A 16,226-nucleotide genomic window follows, 5' to 3' on the forward strand; every position below is an offset into this window, starting at 1 on the left:
TACATTCTGACTACGGATGTAGTCAATCATGTCGGTCCGTTCTGCCCAGGAGGTCCCGTTGAACATCCCGGCGCGCCATCCCGACCGTCCCGTCCGCGTTCCCGCCGCGATTCGGTCGTTCGCGATGATGCTGGGCATTCGCGAACCCGACGCCCAGCAGTGGCGTCGACTCGGTGAGCGGCTGACGGCCGGAGACGAGCCGATGGACCGCCTGGTCGACTGGATGTCGTCGGCCGGGATGGCACAGATGCGTGCGCTGTTCGAAAAGGCCCTTGCCGACGGCATCGACAATGTTCCCGAAGCTCCGGAACCGTTGCGCGAGTTCTTCATCGGTGTGGAAACCGTCCCGGACTGGTTGGACCGGGACAAGCTGCGCAAGGGGCAGCGGGGCCTGCTTCGGGGTGGATCCGACGGCATGTCCGTCGCACGGGACGTGTCCTTGCTCGGCGGTTACCAGTTCTCGGGATTCAACAAGACGCTGCTGCGCACCGGCGCCTTGGAGAAGGGCTCCAACAAGCGCTTCGCCGAGACGATGCAGTGGGCGATGGACGTCATCTCCGATGGCGGTCTGGAACCGTTTGGTGTCGGTTATCGGTCCACCCTGCACGTGCGGTTGATCCATGCTTTCGTGCGCCGCCACGTCGCGGCGATGCCGGACTGGCGCGGCGACGAGTGGGGTCTGCCCGTCAACCAGACCGACATGGCCGCGACGTTGGTGGGTGCGCTCGTCGCCCCGCCGGTTGCCGCGCTGGGGATGGGGATCCTGCCTGCGCCAGGAGAACTCGACGCCATCGCGCACCTGACCCGCTATGTCGGCTGGTTGATCGGCGTGGAAGACGAATGGCTGCCTCGGTCATTCCGCGACAGCGTCCGCGTGCTCTACCACACGTCCACGGCGCTGGCCGTTCCCGACGAGACGACGCAGCAGTTGTCGATTCCGATGGCGGCCGACCCGTTGTCGTGGCACTACCGCGGCAGCGGGGCCCTTCGCCGTCGGCTGGCGTGGGCCCAGCACCTGTCGATCACCAGCGCGTTTCTCGGGCCGAGCGCGATGCGTGTCCTCGGCCTGCCGGCCTACATGCCACCGTGGTATCCGCTGGTGAAGATGCCGGTCAACTTGATCCGCAGCGCCGCGGCGATGGCATCGCCCGCCGGGATGGCACGCGCTGTCGCCCGTGGGCAACACGAACAACAAGCCTTGCTGCGCACCATCATCGGCGACGATGCGGCCAGGATCGGTGAGTCCGCGGACCATGTGAGCAGCGCCGCGTAGCAGTTAGATCCGGATGAGCGCCCCCCGGGCCTGCGCATCCCACCCGCCACACGGACACTCAAGCGGGCCACGCCGGTGCGGCACCTACTTCGCCATCGACCCGAGGAAATAGGTTTCGTTGCCCGTGGGGTAGCCACCACCGTCGGTGGCGATGTGAATGTGGTCGAAATGATTGAGGGTCTCGTTGCCGTAGTCGGCGGTCCAGTGGGGCGCGCCGATGCCCGGATAGAGGCCCTGCCGCCAGATCACGTGCAGCACACCCCAGCGCTTGGCGTTGGCCAGAGCGAATCCGGCGATCTGGTTACCGAGCTCGATGCCTGCCTCGGAGTGATAGTTCGGGATCATCACGTCGATCGCCAGACCGTTTGGGTGCCATTTCAGTGGATCCTGCCGGTACCCGCCGATCGTGGTGATCTCGGGGAACATCACGGCGATGGCGCGGGCCACCCAGATGGTCTTGACCTGTAGGCCGGATTCGGGCGCCGGGCCCTTCGGAAGGGAGAACTGGAAGTCGCGCGCGACAACGGGCGCGCTAGCCGCAACCAACTCGGCGCGAGCGGGAACCTGTGCCGGTTGTTGCTGGCCGACAGGTGCCTCGGCAGCGGGGACGTCTGCACAGCATTTCGGCTCGGTGTTCTGCACGTACACCATGCCCGCGGCCACCGTCACCGAGGCCGCAAGCGCCAGCAATCGGCCCCTGGTGCCGGCCAACCGTCTTTTGCCCACCGCAGCAATCTACTGCGCTCACGAGGTCGGCGGGACGGGAACTGCTCCAGCAACCGCGTGCCAGGCTCGTTGGAGCCTAAACTCCCCAGGATGGTGACACGGGCACGGGCGGTGGCCGCGACGCTGGCGATAGTGCTCGGACTCGTGTCTCTGGCCCACGTGCTCTACGCCGGGTTCGGCCCGCTGCCCGACCGCGCCGAACGCCAGCTCGGATTCCTCGACGCAGCCCTGGCATCCGGGCGTGACACCGAGATGCAGGGCCTGTTCCCGGAAGGCGAATATTTCACCAGGGTGCTGGCCGGCCTGGCCGAGGCTCACGTGGCTGCGCAGCTCGGAGCAGTCCCTCGATCCGCCGAGTACCTTGCTCGGGCCCGAACCCGGCTCGCCGCCATCGAAACCCCGGAATCCCTGGCAGTATTCGGTCGCGGCATGGTCCCGGACCACGGGATCTTCGCGGCAGGCTGGTCACTGGCCCTGGCTGTGGCCATTGCGCAGGCTTCGGGCTCCGATGCGGATCGTGCGGCGGTGCGGGAACGGGCCGATATCGTGCATTCAGCTCTGGGACAATCGACTTCACCGTTTCCGGCCAGCTATCCGGGCCAGTTCTGGCCGTGTGATTCGGTTGTGGCAGCGGGAGCGCTCGCCGAAGCGATCTCACTGCTTGCACTGCCGTGGCACAGGGACCTTGCCCACTGGCGTGAGCGGGCACTGGTCGCCGCCGATCCGGACACGGGCTTGTTGCCACACCGAGTCGATCACCGGGCCGGCGCGCTGACCGGCCCGCGCGGGTCTTCCCAGGCCATCATTCAGACTTTCTGGCCCGCGGTCGATGACGTGGTCGGAGCCAAAGATGATCAGTGGCAGCGGTTTTCTTCCCGGTTCGTCACGAGGAAGGCCGGGTTGGTCGGCGTCTTGGAGTACCCCTCCGGCGCCAGCGGTTCCGCGGACGTCGACAGCGGGCCGCTGATTTTCGGGGTGAGCCTGAGTGCATCGGCGGTCGGTCTGGCGGCAGCTCGGGCCAACGGCGACCGGGATCTGGCCGGTCGGCTGACCCGGCAGGTCGAGCTGATCGGACTGCCGGTGGGGCTGCGCACCACCCGGTACCTGTTCGGTGTGCTCCCGGTGGCTGATGCGTTCATCGGGTGGGCGCGCACGGTGCCCATGGGTGACGCGGCGCTGAACGCAGGTTCGGGACGGTCGGCGTGGTTTGTGGTGTGGGCCGTGCCCTCGGCGTTGCTGCTCGCGGCGGGTGTGATGTTGTGGCCAAAACCGGGAAAACAGGGTAGGACTACCCATCCCAACCCGGTCCATCGCCCGGCAGACTGAACCCATGCCAAGTCCCGATGTGGTGCCGTCGGCAGATGCCGTGACGCTCAGCGCCAAACCCGACCGCGACCGCGCGGTCGACGTAGCCCGACTCGGTGCGCTTCTGGTGGTGATCTTCGGGCACTGCGCGCTGCTGTTGGCCACGATCGATTCCGGGGGCGTGCGGGTCGGCAACATCCTCGGCGCGTTGCCTGCGCTGGCCCCGATCACCTGGGTACTGCAGGTGATGCCACTGTTCTTCCTCGCCGGCGGGGCCGCGGGGGCCTACAGCTGGCATGCCGGTCGCTCGTGGGGCGCGTGGTTGTTTGCCCGTGCCCAGCGGCTGTGTCGTCCGGTGTTCTGGTACCTGGCCGCGTGGTCGGTGATCCTGCTCGTGGTGCACGCGACGATGGGGGCCGAGTCCGCCGCGGCACTCGGACGCGAGTGCGTGGCGCTGCTGTGGTTCCTGGGTGTCTACCTGGTGGTGCTGGCCTTCGTCCCGGCGCTGATGCGCCTGCGTACCGGCCGGGCGCTGGCGCTGTCGGCCGCAGGACTCCTCGCGGCGGCGGGGGCGATGGATGCGATCCGCTTCGCCGTGGGCACCCCCGAGGCGGGCACTGCCAACTTGGTCATCGTCTGGTTGATTCCCGTGGTGATCGGGGTGGCCTACGCACGCCGTCTGATTTGTGCCAAGCGTGCGATGGCGATCGCGGTCGTCACCTTCGCCGCACAGGTAATCCTCGCTCTCACCGGCATTTACGACGTTTCCCTCGTCGTCACCGGGACCGAGCACATCTCGAATGTGTCACCGCCCACCCTGCTGCTGGCGCTGCACTGCACCTGGATGCCGTGTCTGTTCATCGCGGCCGCGGATCCGATCCGGCGCTGGGCAGCCCGTCCGCGGGTCTGGCATTGGGTGGCGACCGGCAACGGGGGAGCCATGACGCTGTACCTGTGGCACATCCCAGTGATTGCGATTGCCGCGTTCAGTCTGCACGCGCTCGGCCTTGACGCGTTCGATCCTCATGCACCGGGCTTCTGGGCTCATCTGGCTTTGCGTGCAGTCGTTTTCGGTGTCCTCATGGCAGTGGCCTTCCGGCTGCTGTCACCGTTGGAGCACCGCCCGCTGCCGTGGTGGGACGATGCGGTCCAGGTCCGCGGCATCCGGTCGATGCTGACCGGCGCGCTGTTGTGCGTCGCCGGCGCCGCGTTGACGCTGATGGCCAAGAACGGCCTCGACGGAGTGCTGGGTTGGTCGGCCCTCGGTGGGTTCGTGATCGCGTGCATCGCTGCGCGGGTGAGTGCCGGACGAGCACTGTCGCCGATGTAGCCGCGGAACAGATGCTCGTATTTGAGGGCGCCGAAGAACCGTTCGACGACTCCGTTGGACTGAGGAGATTTCACTGGGATCCGGACAGATCGAAAACGAACAGCTGAAGTTGGCGTTGGCCGAAGTCACCGTGCAACTGCGGATCTGGCAACGGCCCTGAGGTGCCGTGGCCGCAGTTATCCACAAGTGGCGACCCTGCCAAAAAGTTTGAGTCAGTGGAAGGGTGTAGCATCGAACATGTGTTCGATCCGAATGCTGTTTCCGATGTGGCGCTGATCGATGCGATCAGCGCCGCCACCCGGGCGGAGTCGGTGGCGATCGCGGGCCGGTTGGCCGCGATCGGGGCGCTGGACAGCCTGCGCGAACAGGAGTTGATCGACAGCATTTTGTGGCGCACCGATCCGTTCGAGGAAGTGTGCGCCGAAGTCTCCGCGGCGATGCGGCTGAGCCGGGGCCGCGCCGGCACCCAGGTGCATCACGCCCGGGTGCTACGCGACAAACTCCCGCTGGTCGCCGCCCGGTTCGCGGTCGGGGAGATCGATTATCGGGTGGTGTGCGCCATCATTGCCCGCACCGGCATCGTGGACCGGTCGGTGTGGGCCGGGCTGGATGCCGAACTGGCCGCCCGCGCACACCGGTGGATGCGGTTCTCGCAACGACAACTGCGCGACCGCATCGATCAGTGGGTCGCCAAACTCGATCCCAACGGAGTGCGCGTCCCGCCGGATCTGACCGAGGAACGGTTCGTGCAGATCGAGGCGGGCAGCCCCGGCAAGGCCACCATCTGGGCCAATCTGGACGCGGCCGATGGGGCAGCGTTGAATCAGCGCCTCGATGCCGTGGCCGGCACCGTGTGTGAGCATGATCCACGTACCCATGAGCAGCGCCGTGCTGATGCGGTCGGGCCGGTGGCCCGCGGGCAAGCCCAACTGGCCTGCCGGTGCGGACGCCAGGATTGTGCCGCCGGCCAGAAGCGGGCGGCCGCCGATGCCGCGGTGATCCACGTGCTGGCCAACCAGACCACCCTCGACGGCACCTCGAACGATCCTGGATATCTACCCGGGCATGGGATCCTGCCCGCCGAGACCGTGCGGGACCTGGCCCGCTCAGCCAAAATCAAACCCCTACCCGTACCCGAGCCAGAGCCCGGCGAGGAGCCCACCGAGGCCAGCGTGGGTGAGCCGCGGTATCGACCCTCGGTCGCGCTCACCGAATTCATCCGCTGGCGCGACCTCACCTGCCGCTTCCCCGGCTGTGACGCCCCAGCCCAACGCTGCGACATCGACCACACCGCACCCTGGCCCGCAGGCCCGACGCATCCGTCCAACACCAAGCTCTACTGCCGAGCCCACCACTTGGTCAAAACGTTTTGCCCGGGCTGGTCCGACCGCCAACTCCCCGATGGCACAGTCATAGTCATCGCACCCACCGGCCACACCTACCTCACCGAACCCCACGGGGCAGGGATGTTTCCGACCCTGGCCCACCCCACCGGAAACCTCAACCTGCCCGAACCCGAACCACCCAGCCCCCACCGCGACACCAAGATGCCCAAACGCAGCAAAACCCGCGAACACGACCGTCAAGAACGCATCAACGAAGAACGCCGGCTACGCGCCGAACTCAACAACGACCTCCAAACCGAACACGACTACCAAGCCTGGCTCGCCGAAGAATACGGACCACCACCACCCTTCTGAGCGGGGCCGTCTTCTCGGATTATCCGCGCATCGGATTCCATTCCGAGGCGGCGATCAGGTCCGCGCTCCACGCGCCCGATTTGATCAGCATCGTCACCTCTTCGCGGATAGTGTCGCCGATCTTGACGCTCACCTCGCGCGGCAGATCGAGTTGCTCGGTTGCGGCGACGCCGATGCGCTGGCTGAGTGCGGTGTCGGCGATGGACGCGAATCGCAAACGCCCGTCATCGATTTCGCGGCTGCAGGCGGAGCGGGGCAGGATCCCGAAGGCGATGCCCGCCTCGATCACGTTCTTCATCACGGCAACGGAGTCGGTCGTCGTACGATGGCTGAAAGTCACCTTGGCGCGCAGCGCCGCATTCTGCAGCGCCACACCGACGCCCGAGGATGAGCGCGGTACCACCAGGGGGAGTGCGACGACATCGGCGAATGCGACGGCGCGGGTGGATTCGAGACTCGTCTCGGGCCCACCGATCAGGAACAGCTGTTCGGCCAACAACTCTCGGTAGAACACCCGTTCATCGGGGACCGGGTTGATCAGCGCCACGTCGACCGCGCCTTTGAGCATGGCTTCGACGAGTTGGTCGGTGCTCCCGACGGTCACCGAGAACGTCGCCTCCGGAAACACCGTGGTCAGGCTGGTGAGAAGTGGTGCGGCCAGCAGGTCGACGGTCGTCTCGGGCAACCCGAGCCGCAAGGTGCGGTCGAGCCGAGCCAACGGAGTGCCGGCGTACTGCACGGCCAATTCCAACTGCCGCAGCGGCCCCGCGGTGGATACCCGCAGTCGTTCGCCGGCTTCGGTCAGCTCAACACCGCGACGGGTACGCGTGAACAACGTGACGCCGAGGTCATCTTCGAGCAGTTGTAGCTGACGACTCAGGGCCGGTTGCGCGATACCCAAGAGCGCAGCCGCGCGGGTGATCGAGCGCTCCTCGGCGATGCGCAAGAAGTATTTGAGCCGGTGGGTATCCATCGGTTCGAGATATACCAGCCATCGAATATCGGCATGACTGGATGCCGAAATCGGTATTACCTCACCACTCGGCCGGGGCCCTAGCGTCTCCAGACAAGCCATGGTGAGAGGAGACACCCCATGACGGTCCACGACGATGCCGACGCCATCGCCGCTTTGAATCTCGACAGCCTGCCTCGGCACATCATCGACAAACGCGTCACCGAGTTGATGGATCTGTCGGGCCAGAAGGCCTTCGTCACCGGCGCCGGCGGTGATGGCCTGGGCCAGGCGATCGCCAACCGCTTGGCCGGGTTGGGCGCCGACGTGGCATTGATCGGGCGCACATTCGAGAAGGTCGAGCGCCGCGCCGCCGAGATCGAAAAGCGGTGGGGTGTCAACGCCCATCCCGTGAAGGCCGACATGTCCGACTGGGACCAGGTACATGACGCGGTCGGTGCCGCGCATGACGCATTGGGTGGGCTGGACATCATGGTCAACAACCCCGTCATGGTCGTCGGCGGCCCGTTCGAGAAGCACACCAAGGCCGACATCGACCACACCGTGCTGGGGAGCCTGACGATGATGATGTACGGCGCCCATGCCGCGCTGGAATTCCTGCTGCCGCAAGGTTCCGGCAAGATCATCAACATCGGCTCGGTGGGTGGCCGGATCCAGCAACGCGGCCTGGTGGTGTACAACGCGTGCAAGTCAGGCGTCGTCGGCTTCACCCGCAATCTCGCCCACGAGGTGGCCTCCCGCGGGGTGAACGTGCTCGGAGTGGCGCCCGGGATCATGATCAAACCTGAGATGATGGAGTACCTCCTCGACCCGAAGACACCGGCGCATTTCGCCGGCCGGGGCGCCATCCTCGAAGCGATCACCACGCAAGTGCAGCTTGGGCGTGCATCATTGCCCGAGGAAGCGGCCAACATGGTGGCGTTCCTGGCCTCGGAGGCAGCCGATTATCTGTGCGGCCAGACAATTGACGTCGCCGGCGGGCAGTGGATGAACTGACATGCCGACCGTCGCAGACATCAAGGCAAAGGCGGTAGAACAGACCGGCCTGACGGACTTCGGTGACGACTCCTTCGCGGAGGGTCTGGCGATCCTGCTGGAGTCCCTGGATACCGAGGCCCGACTCAACGCGCGCGGCGAGGCTTTTCTCTATCCGCGAATCATCGGATATCTCGCGCAGCGACTACAGGTCGAAGACTGGTATCGGCGCCATCCCGAGATGGACGACGTGCCGGTCGTCGCGCCCGTCATCGGTCTGGGTCTGCCGCGCACCGGATCCACAGCGCTGTCGATGTTGCTCGCCCAGGACCCTGGAGTGCGCTACCTGCGAAAGTGGGAATCGGCGCAGCCATGTCCGCCGCCGTCGACGCGGGCAGAGTCGGGGGCGCCCGAAGGTAAGGGCGAGATGGTCGGCACCCGATATCACGTTCCCACCGACACGCACGGTCCGATGGAATGCCACGAGCTGATGGCTCTCGACTTCAAATCCCACCTGTTCCAGTCTTTCGCCCAGGTCCCGACGTACTCTTCCTGGCTCGTGGAAAAGGCCGATCTCACAACGACTCTGGCGTACCAGCGGCGGGTGATGAAGCTACTGCAGTGGGGCGAGCCCGCGCGGCCATGGCGGCTGAAGTGTCCCTCGCATGTGCTGTGGCTGGACGCGGTGAGCCAAGTTTTTCCCGATGCCCGATTCGTGATGACACATCGGGATCCCACCGACGTGATCCTGTCGGTAGCCGATCTCTACGCTGACATCATCGGTACGTTCACTGATCAGATCGACCGGCCGTACATAGGTCGGCTCAACGTCGAACACTGGTCGCTGGGCATGGACCGGGCACTGCAGTTCCGCACGGCCAACATCCAGGACCGGTTCTACGACATCGATTTTCGGGCGATGCAGACCGACCCCATCGGTGAAGTCCGCGGCCTGTACAGCTGGCTGGGTATGGAGATGACCGACGAATTCGCGCAGCGGATGGACAGTTGGTGGGCTCAGGCCGCGGCCGAACGGGAACCCAGCTCCCACGCCGACCCGGCATTGTTCGAGATCGACCTTGCACAGGTGCGTCCCCGCTTCGCGCGTTACACCGAACGTGTCTCCCTTTGGACCACCCACGAGAACAGGAGTTCGCATGGCCATTGACCTCTCGGGCGGAATCGACACGTCCCGCGAGTACGTATTCGCGCAGCGCCCGGACAATCCCGAAATGCGGGATTCGGTGAGCTTCTGGACCGTCGACGATCGCGGCCAGATCGGTTTGCCCCGCATCGGGATCGAGGCGGTCGCCGCAAACTGGGACAACCACGAGATGCAGATCAACCTCGCGTTTCCGGACGGGCGGGTGTACCGCCTGCGTGACGGTGGGCCGTCGCTGCCACCCGAAGGACCCGATGGCAAGCCCACCGTTCTCGGCGCGGGCGGGCTGGCCTTCCGGTGCGTCGAGCCGTTCGAGACGTGGACGATGACATACGCGGGCAAGGCCGTCGAGACGTCCTCGGCCGACCTGGTCGCCGGAAAATCGGACGGGCCGTTGGTCGATGTGGAGTTCCACGTCGAGGCGAAGATGGCTGTCCCACCCTGGATCCAGGGCGCGCTGCAGCGTGACGCCGGCGAACAGATCAAGAACTCGGTGGAAGGCGACCTCATGGGCGGGCCGCGCTACGAGCAACTGTTCCGGGCCCACGGATCGGTGACGATCAACGGGAACAGGCACGATTTCACCGGCAGTGGTCTGCGAATCCGTCGGCAGGGGGTGCGTAAGCTGGGCAGCTTCTGGGGACATGCCTGGCAATCGGCGGTGTTCCCGAGTGGCAAGGCATTTGGTTACATCGCCTACCCGCCGCGCGACGATGGTCAGCCCACGTTCAACGAGGGCTACCTCTTCACCGGTGACGGCGATCTGATCCCGGCCCGGGCGGTGCAGGCGCCCTGGCTGACCAAGCTGCAGTCAGTCGGCGAGGACGTCTCCGTGGTGCTCGAAACCGACGACGGCACAGTGCACATCGACGGTGAAACGGTGTTCTCGACCCACGATATCCACCACAACGACAACACCTTCTCGGTGCGGGAGATGAAGAAGGAGAACCCGAACTTCCCGGCCCTGCAGCAGGCCGGGGTGCGCTATCGCTGGGACGGTGAGGAAACTTACGGCATGCTCGAGCGCTCGAACCCGATCGAGAAGATTGACCTCGGCGATGCTCGGGCTTGAGGGCAAGACGTTCATCATCGCCGGGGGAGCCACAGGGATCGGTGCCGGCACCGCGAAACGTCTGGCCACCGAGGGTGCGGCAGTGGTGGTGGGTGACGTCAACATGCAAGGCGCGAAAGCCACCGTCGAGACCATCACCGCCTCCGGCGGCGCCGCGATTGCCGTCGAATTCGATTTGGCCGACGACGATTCCGTCCGTGGCCTGATCGACGCCGCGATCACCGAGTTCGGCGCGGTCCACGGATTGGACAACGTCGGTGCGGACCTGTCGGAGCACAATCTCGGTCGCGACACCACGATTCTCGACACCCCATTGGAGGTATGGCGCCGCACCCTCGACGTCAACCTGCTCGGTTTCGTGCGCACCATCCGTGCCGTGCTGCCGCACCTGCTCGACGCCGGCGGCGGCAGCATCGTCAACACCTCATCGGGCGGGTCACTGGGCACCGATCCGATGCACGTGGCCTACAATGCCTCCAAAGCCGCGGTGAACCAGCTCACCCGGCATGTGGCGAACAACTACGGGGCCAAGGGTATTCGGAGCAACGCTGTCATGCCTGGATTGGTGATGGGGGAGACCCAGGAACGCCAGAACGATCAGCAGATCCAGCAGATGTTTCTGATGGCGGCCAAGGTCACCCGGCTCGGCAGGCCCGCCGACCTGGCCGCCGTCACCGCGTTCCTGCTGTCCGACGACGCCGAATGGATCAACGGCCAGACGTGGTACATCGGCGGTGCGTCGCACATGCGGCAGTGACGCACCGCGAAAACCTCAGTCCTCCTTGCGGATCAACCGGCCCAGCGCCTCGCGGTCGGGTGCCAGCAGTTCGTCGATGCGGTCCTGGTTCACGTCGGCGACGATGATCTCGCCGACTTCCTGGTACACATCGCTGAACAGGCCGTGCGCCTTCATCTTCTCGGTCTGATAGACGTTGTCCTCCGTCGGCGTCACGTAGTAGACGATCTCCGGCTTGAACCGGTGGATCAGCCACACGTGAATGAGGTCCATCAGACGCTTCTTGCGCAGCTTCTCGGCGAAGGTGTTCTGATCGCGCACCGTCAGGATGTTGCGGCCATGCCGATCCTTGATGGGGTCGACGACGACGTTGGCCAGCGGCTCCGCACCGTCGCCGTAGATACCGAGATCGAGCACGTCCGAGCCGGCGCGACGCGGCCGAAGCTGAACGCGCAGATTCTCGCCGATCTTGTAGTAGTCGCCCCACATCGCAAGCCACTCCTCGAGCAGCTTCTTGGGCACCTCGGTCTGGACGAGGTGCTGATGCTGCGTGGAGCCCGCACCCATCGCCTTGGTGGTGGCGGTGCGACCCGACGAGGCGGCCAGCGCGGCGTCGCTGCGTGGCCCGCCGACCAGGGTTTGCGGTGTGCGGTAAGGAGATTCGACCAGCCGCATCTTGCGTTGCAGTCGGGCCAGCGCCAGCATGCCCTCCTGCTGCAGAGACGTCGCGAACTCCTCGCACGCCACGCCGTCGACCTGATGGCCGCCGTAGGTGATGAAGTTGAAGACGAACCCCATCTTGCCGAGTTCGGCGGGGAAGGCCCGCATCTCGTCATCGGTCATCCCGGTGGTGTCCCAGTTGAACGACGGCGAGAGATTGTAGGCCAGCATCTGGTCGGGATACTCGGCGTGGATGGCGTCGGCGAACTGCTTGGCATCGGCCAGATCGGCGGTCTTGGTCTCCATCCAGAGGATGTCGGCGAACGGCGCTGCCGCCAGGGACTTCGCGATCGCATACGGGATGCCGCCGCGCACCTGGTAGTAACCCTCGGGGGTTTTGACCCGCTCACAGTCCCAAGCCACGTCGGCGCCCAACTCGTGTGCCTTCTGCTGCGCCGTGTACAGCGACGCGCGAGCGGCGAACGTGCGCCAGTCGGCAGCGCTCATCGCGGCCGGTTCGCCCTCGCGTTCCCGGAATTCCAGAAGTTCGGCGACCGCCTCACCGTAGGTGTTCAGGCCGGCGTCGTCCTGCCACGCTTCGACGAACGCCGACTCGACCTTGTCGAACATGGCATCCACGGAGTCACCGGTCCGGTGACCCTTGGCGGCCTCGTCGATCGTGTTCGTGATGCCCTGGCGTTGCAGCCAGGCCTCGGCAGTCTCATACTCGCCCTCGGGAAGGGCGTAGAGCAGGTGTCCGTTGAGCTCGGTGACCCCCTGGTTGTAGAACCGCCGCACCATCGCCAGGAAACACGACTTGTACGTGGGCACCGACAGGTTCGTCGCTCCCAGCAGGAACGGCTGGTCACGCTCGTCGGCGCGGCTGTCGATCAGGTTGGCCGCCTCCGCATCGGTGCGCGCGACGATGATGCCCGGCACCCGCATGATGTCGAGCTGGAACCGGGCGGTGTTGAGCCGTTTGATCTGCTCGTCCGAGGGCACCAACACCTTGCCGCCCTGGTGCCCGCACTTCTTGGTGCCCGGCCGTTGATCCTCGATGTGATATCCCGGGACCCCGGATTCGACGAAGCGGCGGATCAGGTTGCGGACGTGCGGATCGCCACCGTGGCCGGTGTCGGCGTCGGCGATGATGAACGGCCGGTAATCGACCGCCGGGGTGGCCGCTTGCTGTTCGGGGGTCATCCGCAGCCGCAGATACTGCTGATTGCGGTCGGCCGTCAGCAGTGCGCGCACCAGCCCGGCAGCCTCGTCGGGCACCTGGCTCAGCGGGTAGCTGGCCAGGTCGGGCCCGGGATCTTCACTGATGGAGCCCTTGGCCGAGGTGGCCCATCCACCGAGATATATCCCTCGGATCCCCATCCGCTTCATCACCACCGCCTGACCCGGCGAGTACGGCCCAAAGGTGGTGATGCTCTGCTTCTGGGCGAACAGATCGCGAAGATAGAGATAGAAATCCGTCGCGGCCTCACGGGTCACCGGATAGTCCGACGGAATCGTGCCACGTTGTTCGGCGACCTGACGCGCCGAGTACAGCCGGGTGATGCCTGCGAAGCGGGGACTGTCGATGTATGCCTGGGTGGCCTCGACATCGCTCTCGAATGACGAGTTGGTTCGTGCGTTGGCTTCCATTGTGGCCATGTGTGCGCTCCTGAACTCGGGTACCCCAATCATTGCTGGCAAGTCGTGACGCCGGAGCCGGTTGGGAGATTTCTCAGGACTTCCCCGTGCGGCGGGCCCGAGGGTCCTAGGCTGCACCGCATGTCGATCGACCGGGCCGCGCTGGCCGCCGGCGCCATCCGATTCGCGTCGGGTGTCTCGTTTCTCGTCGTCCCGAAGCGGGCGGACCGCTGGTGGGGCGGACGGGAAGCACCTGACGCGACCGCGCAGCTGATGTGGCGGTCGATGGGATACCGCGACGCACTGATCGGCGGGCTGCTCCTTGCCGCGGGAGCGCGTGGCAAGGACACCCGCGGCTGGTTCCTGGCGTCCGGCGGCGCTGACGCCGCCGACCTGCTCGGCGGGATGGCGGTACACGATCGGCTGCCACGGTCACAGCAGGTCATCGGCCTCGGGGGTGCCGTGGTCGGCATCGCGGTGGGGCTGTGGGGCGCCACCCGCGGCCGGCAGCGCGCTAAGGATCCGGCTGCAGGCTAGCCCGGGCCGCGAGATCTGCCTCCTCGACGATGTCGCTGCGGTACCAGCGGGTGGCCACGAAATAGCAGCCCATGGCTGCCAGTTGCAGGGTGGGTACCAAGATCAGCAGGGCCCGGCCCAGTGCGTGTGCGCCGAGATCGGGGGTCAGCGTGTCGCTCACCAGGCCGGTGACGAAGGGACCGACCGCTCCCAGGGTGGCATTGAAAAACAGGAAGATGGCCGATGCGGTCGCCCGTTGCCGGGGCACCACCAGCCGCTGGATGGCCGCGATCGACGGGGCCAGGTACGAGGTTCCGATGATGTAGCTGAGCGCCAGAAACCACACGCATGCCGTGCGACTGGTGACCGTGAACGCCAACACCGAGGCCGGCAGCAGCAGGGCTGTGGTCAGCACGACGATCCACAGCAGCCACCGCGGATCGCGCGCGGCCAGTCGATCCGCCAGTCGGCCCACGATCAGCAGTCCCAGGACTCCGGCTGTCCCGGTGGCCACGCCGTATTCCCAGCCGACCTCGCTCAGCGTCATGGACCTTGTCCGCATCAGGAAGGCCGGGGTGAACGTGGTCAGCGAATATCCAGCGGCCGCGATGAACGCGGTACCGCAGACCAGTGCCAAAAAGCTGGGCTTGCGCAACAGTGCCCACCACTTGGCCTGCGTGCCCTGTTCCTGGGGCGGTGCCACCGGCAGCGACTGCCGCACCCCGACCAGCAGCAGCACCAGCGGCGCGAACACGACGCTGACCGCACCCATCACCACGAAAGCCGTTCGCCAGCCGAGGTTGTCGGCCAACAGCCCACCGCCGATCAGGCTGGCGGCGCTGGCCAGCGGGATCGCGAAGGTGAGCACTGCCAGCGGCGCCGCACGACGCTGCGGGGCGAAGTTGCGGGCTACGTAGGCGTGCGCGGCCGGGGTGCTGCCCGCCTCGCCCACCGCGACACCCACCCTGGTGAGGGCGAGCTGAAATCCCGATTGCACCGCGCCGCCGAGCATGGTCATGGTGCCCCACAGCGTCAGGCAGGCAGCCACCACCGCGCCGTAGGTGCCGCGGTCGGCGAGCCTGGCCACCGCGATGCCGAGCACCGCGTACACGACAAGGAACCCGAACCCGTTGATCACTCCGATCGCGGTGTCCGACAGTGCGAGTTCGTGTTTGATGGGCTCGGCCAGCACCGAGGGCAGGAACCGGTCTACGTAATTGAGGGTTCCGACCAGGGCCAGCAACGCGACCGCGGCCCAGGCCCGGCGGGGTCCGTGTACCTCGTCACCCATGTCGCACGCCGCGGGTGAACCGCCACAGATACTGCGGCAGACGCCGTAGCGGCACGGCCTTGGGCCAATCACCGGGGCGGAAGAATGCGTCGGAGCCACCGTCGACGAACACCACACTGCCGCAAAGGAAATCGGCCGAGTCTGACAGCATGAAGCAGATCCAGTCGGCGAGATGACCGGCGTCGCCGTAGCCGCCGACCGGCACCGGGAACGACCGTACGGCGCGACCTTCGCGCGGATCGGCGAGTTGGGCCTCCAGCAACGGGGTCATGATCGCCCCGGGGGCCAAGGCGTTGAGCCGGATCCCCGCTCCCGCCCATGCCGCGGTGACCGCGTTGCTCCGCAGCCAGCGGCTCAACGCGATCTTCGAGGCCGCGTACATGAGCGCCGACCCGTTGCGACCCAGCAGGCGCAACGAACGCACCGCCTTGTCGGTGTCACGCGCCAGCAGCGCCCGAATGGTGCGCCGGGGGACGATCGGTACGGTGGTCGTCGAATTGCTGGAGATCACAACGGCTTTGGCACGGTCTGCGCCGGCCAGGGCGGGTCGCCAGGCTTCCAGGAGCTCCACCACGCCAAGGAAGTTGACCTCGGCGATCAAGCGGTTGCGTTCGGTGCCGTGCCCGGGGCCCAGCCCGGCGGCCAGCACCGCTCCGTCGAGTACTCCCTCACATGCCGCCAGCACACCGTCGGCTGCTGCCCGCCGTCCCTGTGGCGTGGACAGATCGGCCACCACTTCGCCGGATTCGAGGTCCACTCCGATCACGGTGTGCCCGAGATTCCGCAGGCGCTCGGCGGCCTGTGATCCCATACCGGATGCGGATCCGGTAACCGCGTAAGTGCCGATGATCGCCTCCTTGCGGCCCGAT

14 protein-coding genes are annotated in these 16,226 nt (G+C 66.2%); 9 read left to right on the plus strand and 5 right to left on the minus strand.

The features are described 5' to 3' along the window. Window positions 1-28: 28 nt before the first annotated feature. Entirely contained in the window at window positions 29-1,273 is a 1,245-nt protein-coding gene (locus E0T84_RS21575; RefSeq protein ID WP_138745476.1) for an oxygenase MpaB family protein, read from the plus strand. Window positions 1,274-1,357: 84 nt separating this feature from the next. Here E0T84_RS21575 and E0T84_RS21580 read toward each other — a convergent pair whose 3' ends face one another. Next, window positions 1,358-2,008 carry a glycoside hydrolase gene (locus E0T84_RS21580; protein ID WP_371726202.1) on the minus strand — a complete coding sequence of 217 codons (651 nt, stop codon included), beginning with the start codon at window positions 2,006-2,008 and terminating at the stop codon, window positions 1,358-1,360. A gap of 81 nt (window positions 2,009-2,089) precedes the next feature. Here E0T84_RS21580 and E0T84_RS21585 point away from each other — a divergent pair, with 81 nt between their 5' ends. From E0T84_RS21585 to E0T84_RS21595, 3 genes are all read left to right on the plus strand, one after another. Then, window positions 2,090-3,325 (plus strand): hypothetical protein, encoded by a 1,236-nt coding sequence (locus E0T84_RS21585; RefSeq protein WP_138745478.1) that lies wholly within the window; start codon window positions 2,090-2,092, stop codon window positions 3,323-3,325. 4 nt (window positions 3,326-3,329) lie between these two features. Next, window positions 3,330-4,634, plus strand: a complete 1,305-nt coding sequence (locus E0T84_RS21590; RefSeq protein WP_138745479.1) for an acyltransferase — start codon at window positions 3,330-3,332, stop codon at window positions 4,632-4,634. A 239-nt stretch (window positions 4,635-4,873) separates the two neighbouring features. Further along, entirely contained in the window at window positions 4,874-6,334 is a 1,461-nt protein-coding gene (locus E0T84_RS21595; protein WP_138745480.1) for an HNH endonuclease signature motif containing protein, read from the plus strand. Window positions 6,335-6,353: 19 nt separating this feature from the next. On the opposite strand, the gene E0T84_RS21600 is transcribed toward E0T84_RS21595, so the two are convergent. Further along, window positions 6,354-7,307 (minus strand): LysR family transcriptional regulator, encoded by a 954-nt coding sequence (locus E0T84_RS21600; protein WP_138745481.1) that lies wholly within the window; start codon window positions 7,305-7,307, stop codon window positions 6,354-6,356. Window positions 7,308-7,427: 120 nt separating this feature from the next. On the opposite strand from E0T84_RS21600, the gene E0T84_RS21605 reads away from it, so the two are divergent. From E0T84_RS21605 to E0T84_RS21620, 4 genes are all read left to right on the plus strand, one after another. After that, window positions 7,428-8,303, plus strand: coding sequence for an SDR family NAD(P)-dependent oxidoreductase (locus E0T84_RS21605; RefSeq protein WP_138745482.1), 876 nt, complete (start codon window positions 7,428-7,430; stop codon window positions 8,301-8,303). Between the two features lies 1 nt (window position 8,304). Then, window positions 8,305-9,450, plus strand: a complete 1,146-nt coding sequence (locus E0T84_RS21610) for a sulfotransferase (RefSeq protein ID WP_138745483.1) — start codon at window positions 8,305-8,307, stop codon at window positions 9,448-9,450. Between the two features lie 64 nt (window positions 9,451-9,514). Then, window positions 9,515-10,516, plus strand: coding sequence for a hypothetical protein (locus E0T84_RS21615; RefSeq protein WP_171055132.1), 1,002 nt, complete (start codon window positions 9,515-9,517; stop codon window positions 10,514-10,516). Continuing rightward, window positions 10,503-11,273 carry an SDR family NAD(P)-dependent oxidoreductase gene (locus E0T84_RS21620; RefSeq protein ID WP_138745485.1) on the plus strand — a complete coding sequence of 257 codons (771 nt, stop codon included), beginning with the start codon at window positions 10,503-10,505 and terminating at the stop codon, window positions 11,271-11,273. Before E0T84_RS21615 ends, E0T84_RS21620 begins: the two co-directional genes overlap by 14 nt. A 15-nt stretch (window positions 11,274-11,288) precedes the next feature. Here the strand turns inward: E0T84_RS21620 and aceA are convergent, their stop codons facing one another. Continuing rightward, the gene (gene aceA, locus E0T84_RS21625; protein WP_070946115.1) at window positions 11,289-13,571 is read right to left on the minus strand and encodes an isocitrate lyase ICL2; all 2,283 of its coding nucleotides are present in this window, start codon (window positions 13,569-13,571) and stop codon (window positions 11,289-11,291) included. A gap of 120 nt (window positions 13,572-13,691) precedes the next feature. On the opposite strand from aceA, the gene E0T84_RS21630 reads away from it, so the two are divergent. Then, complete coding sequence (locus E0T84_RS21630; RefSeq protein ID WP_138745486.1) at window positions 13,692-14,087, plus strand: DUF4267 domain-containing protein; 396 nt, start codon at window positions 13,692-13,694, stop codon at window positions 14,085-14,087. On the opposite strand, the gene E0T84_RS21635 is transcribed toward E0T84_RS21630, so the two are convergent. After that, complete coding sequence (locus E0T84_RS21635) at window positions 14,065-15,357, minus strand: MFS transporter (RefSeq protein WP_070946117.1); 1,293 nt, start codon at window positions 15,355-15,357, stop codon at window positions 14,065-14,067. The two genes, E0T84_RS21630 and E0T84_RS21635, sit on opposite strands and share 23 nt — an antisense overlap. Next, window positions 15,350-16,204 carry an SDR family oxidoreductase gene (locus tag E0T84_RS21640; protein WP_171055133.1) on the minus strand — a complete coding sequence of 285 codons (855 nt, stop codon included), beginning with the start codon at window positions 16,202-16,204 and terminating at the stop codon, window positions 15,350-15,352. The genes E0T84_RS21635 and E0T84_RS21640 overlap by 8 nt, the downstream gene beginning before the upstream one ends. Window positions 16,205-16,226: the final 22 nt, after the last annotated feature.

This window comes from Mycobacterium sp. DBP42, from assembly GCF_005924235.1.
GTDB lineage: Bacteria > Actinomycetota > Actinomycetes > Mycobacteriales > Mycobacteriaceae > Mycobacterium > Mycobacterium syngnathidarum.

What these genes read in the sequence shown, in the direction of transcription:
- E0T84_RS21610 (WP_138745483.1), top strand. Translation starts at nt 8,305, where the DNA reads ATGCCGACCGTCGCAGACATCAAGGCAAAGGCGGTAGAACAGACCGGC.
- E0T84_RS21605 (WP_138745482.1), top strand. Translation starts at nt 7,428, where the DNA reads ATGACGGTCCACGACGATGCCGACGCCATCGCCGCTTTGAATCTCGAC.
- E0T84_RS21600 (WP_138745481.1), bottom strand. Translation starts at nt 7,307, where the DNA reads ATGGATACCCACCGGCTCAAATACTTCTTGCGCATCGCCGAGGAGCGC.
- E0T84_RS21615 (WP_171055132.1), top strand. Translation starts at nt 9,515, where the DNA reads ATGCGGGATTCGGTGAGCTTCTGGACCGTCGACGATCGCGGCCAGATC.
- E0T84_RS21590 (WP_138745479.1), top strand. Translation starts at nt 3,330, where the DNA reads ATGCCAAGTCCCGATGTGGTGCCGTCGGCAGATGCCGTGACGCTCAGC.
- E0T84_RS21620 (WP_138745485.1), top strand. Translation starts at nt 10,503, where the DNA reads ATGCTCGGGCTTGAGGGCAAGACGTTCATCATCGCCGGGGGAGCCACA.
- E0T84_RS21585 (WP_138745478.1), top strand. Translation starts at nt 2,090, where the DNA reads ATGGTGACACGGGCACGGGCGGTGGCCGCGACGCTGGCGATAGTGCTC.
- E0T84_RS21635 (WP_070946117.1), bottom strand. Translation starts at nt 15,357, where the DNA reads ATGGGTGACGAGGTACACGGACCCCGCCGGGCCTGGGCCGCGGTCGCG.
- E0T84_RS21630 (WP_138745486.1), top strand. Translation starts at nt 13,692, where the DNA reads ATGTCGATCGACCGGGCCGCGCTGGCCGCCGGCGCCATCCGATTCGCG.
- E0T84_RS21575 (WP_138745476.1), top strand. Translation starts at nt 29, where the DNA reads ATGTCGGTCCGTTCTGCCCAGGAGGTCCCGTTGAACATCCCGGCGCGC.
- aceA (WP_070946115.1), bottom strand. Translation starts at nt 13,571, where the DNA reads ATGGCCACAATGGAAGCCAACGCACGAACCAACTCGTCATTCGAGAGC.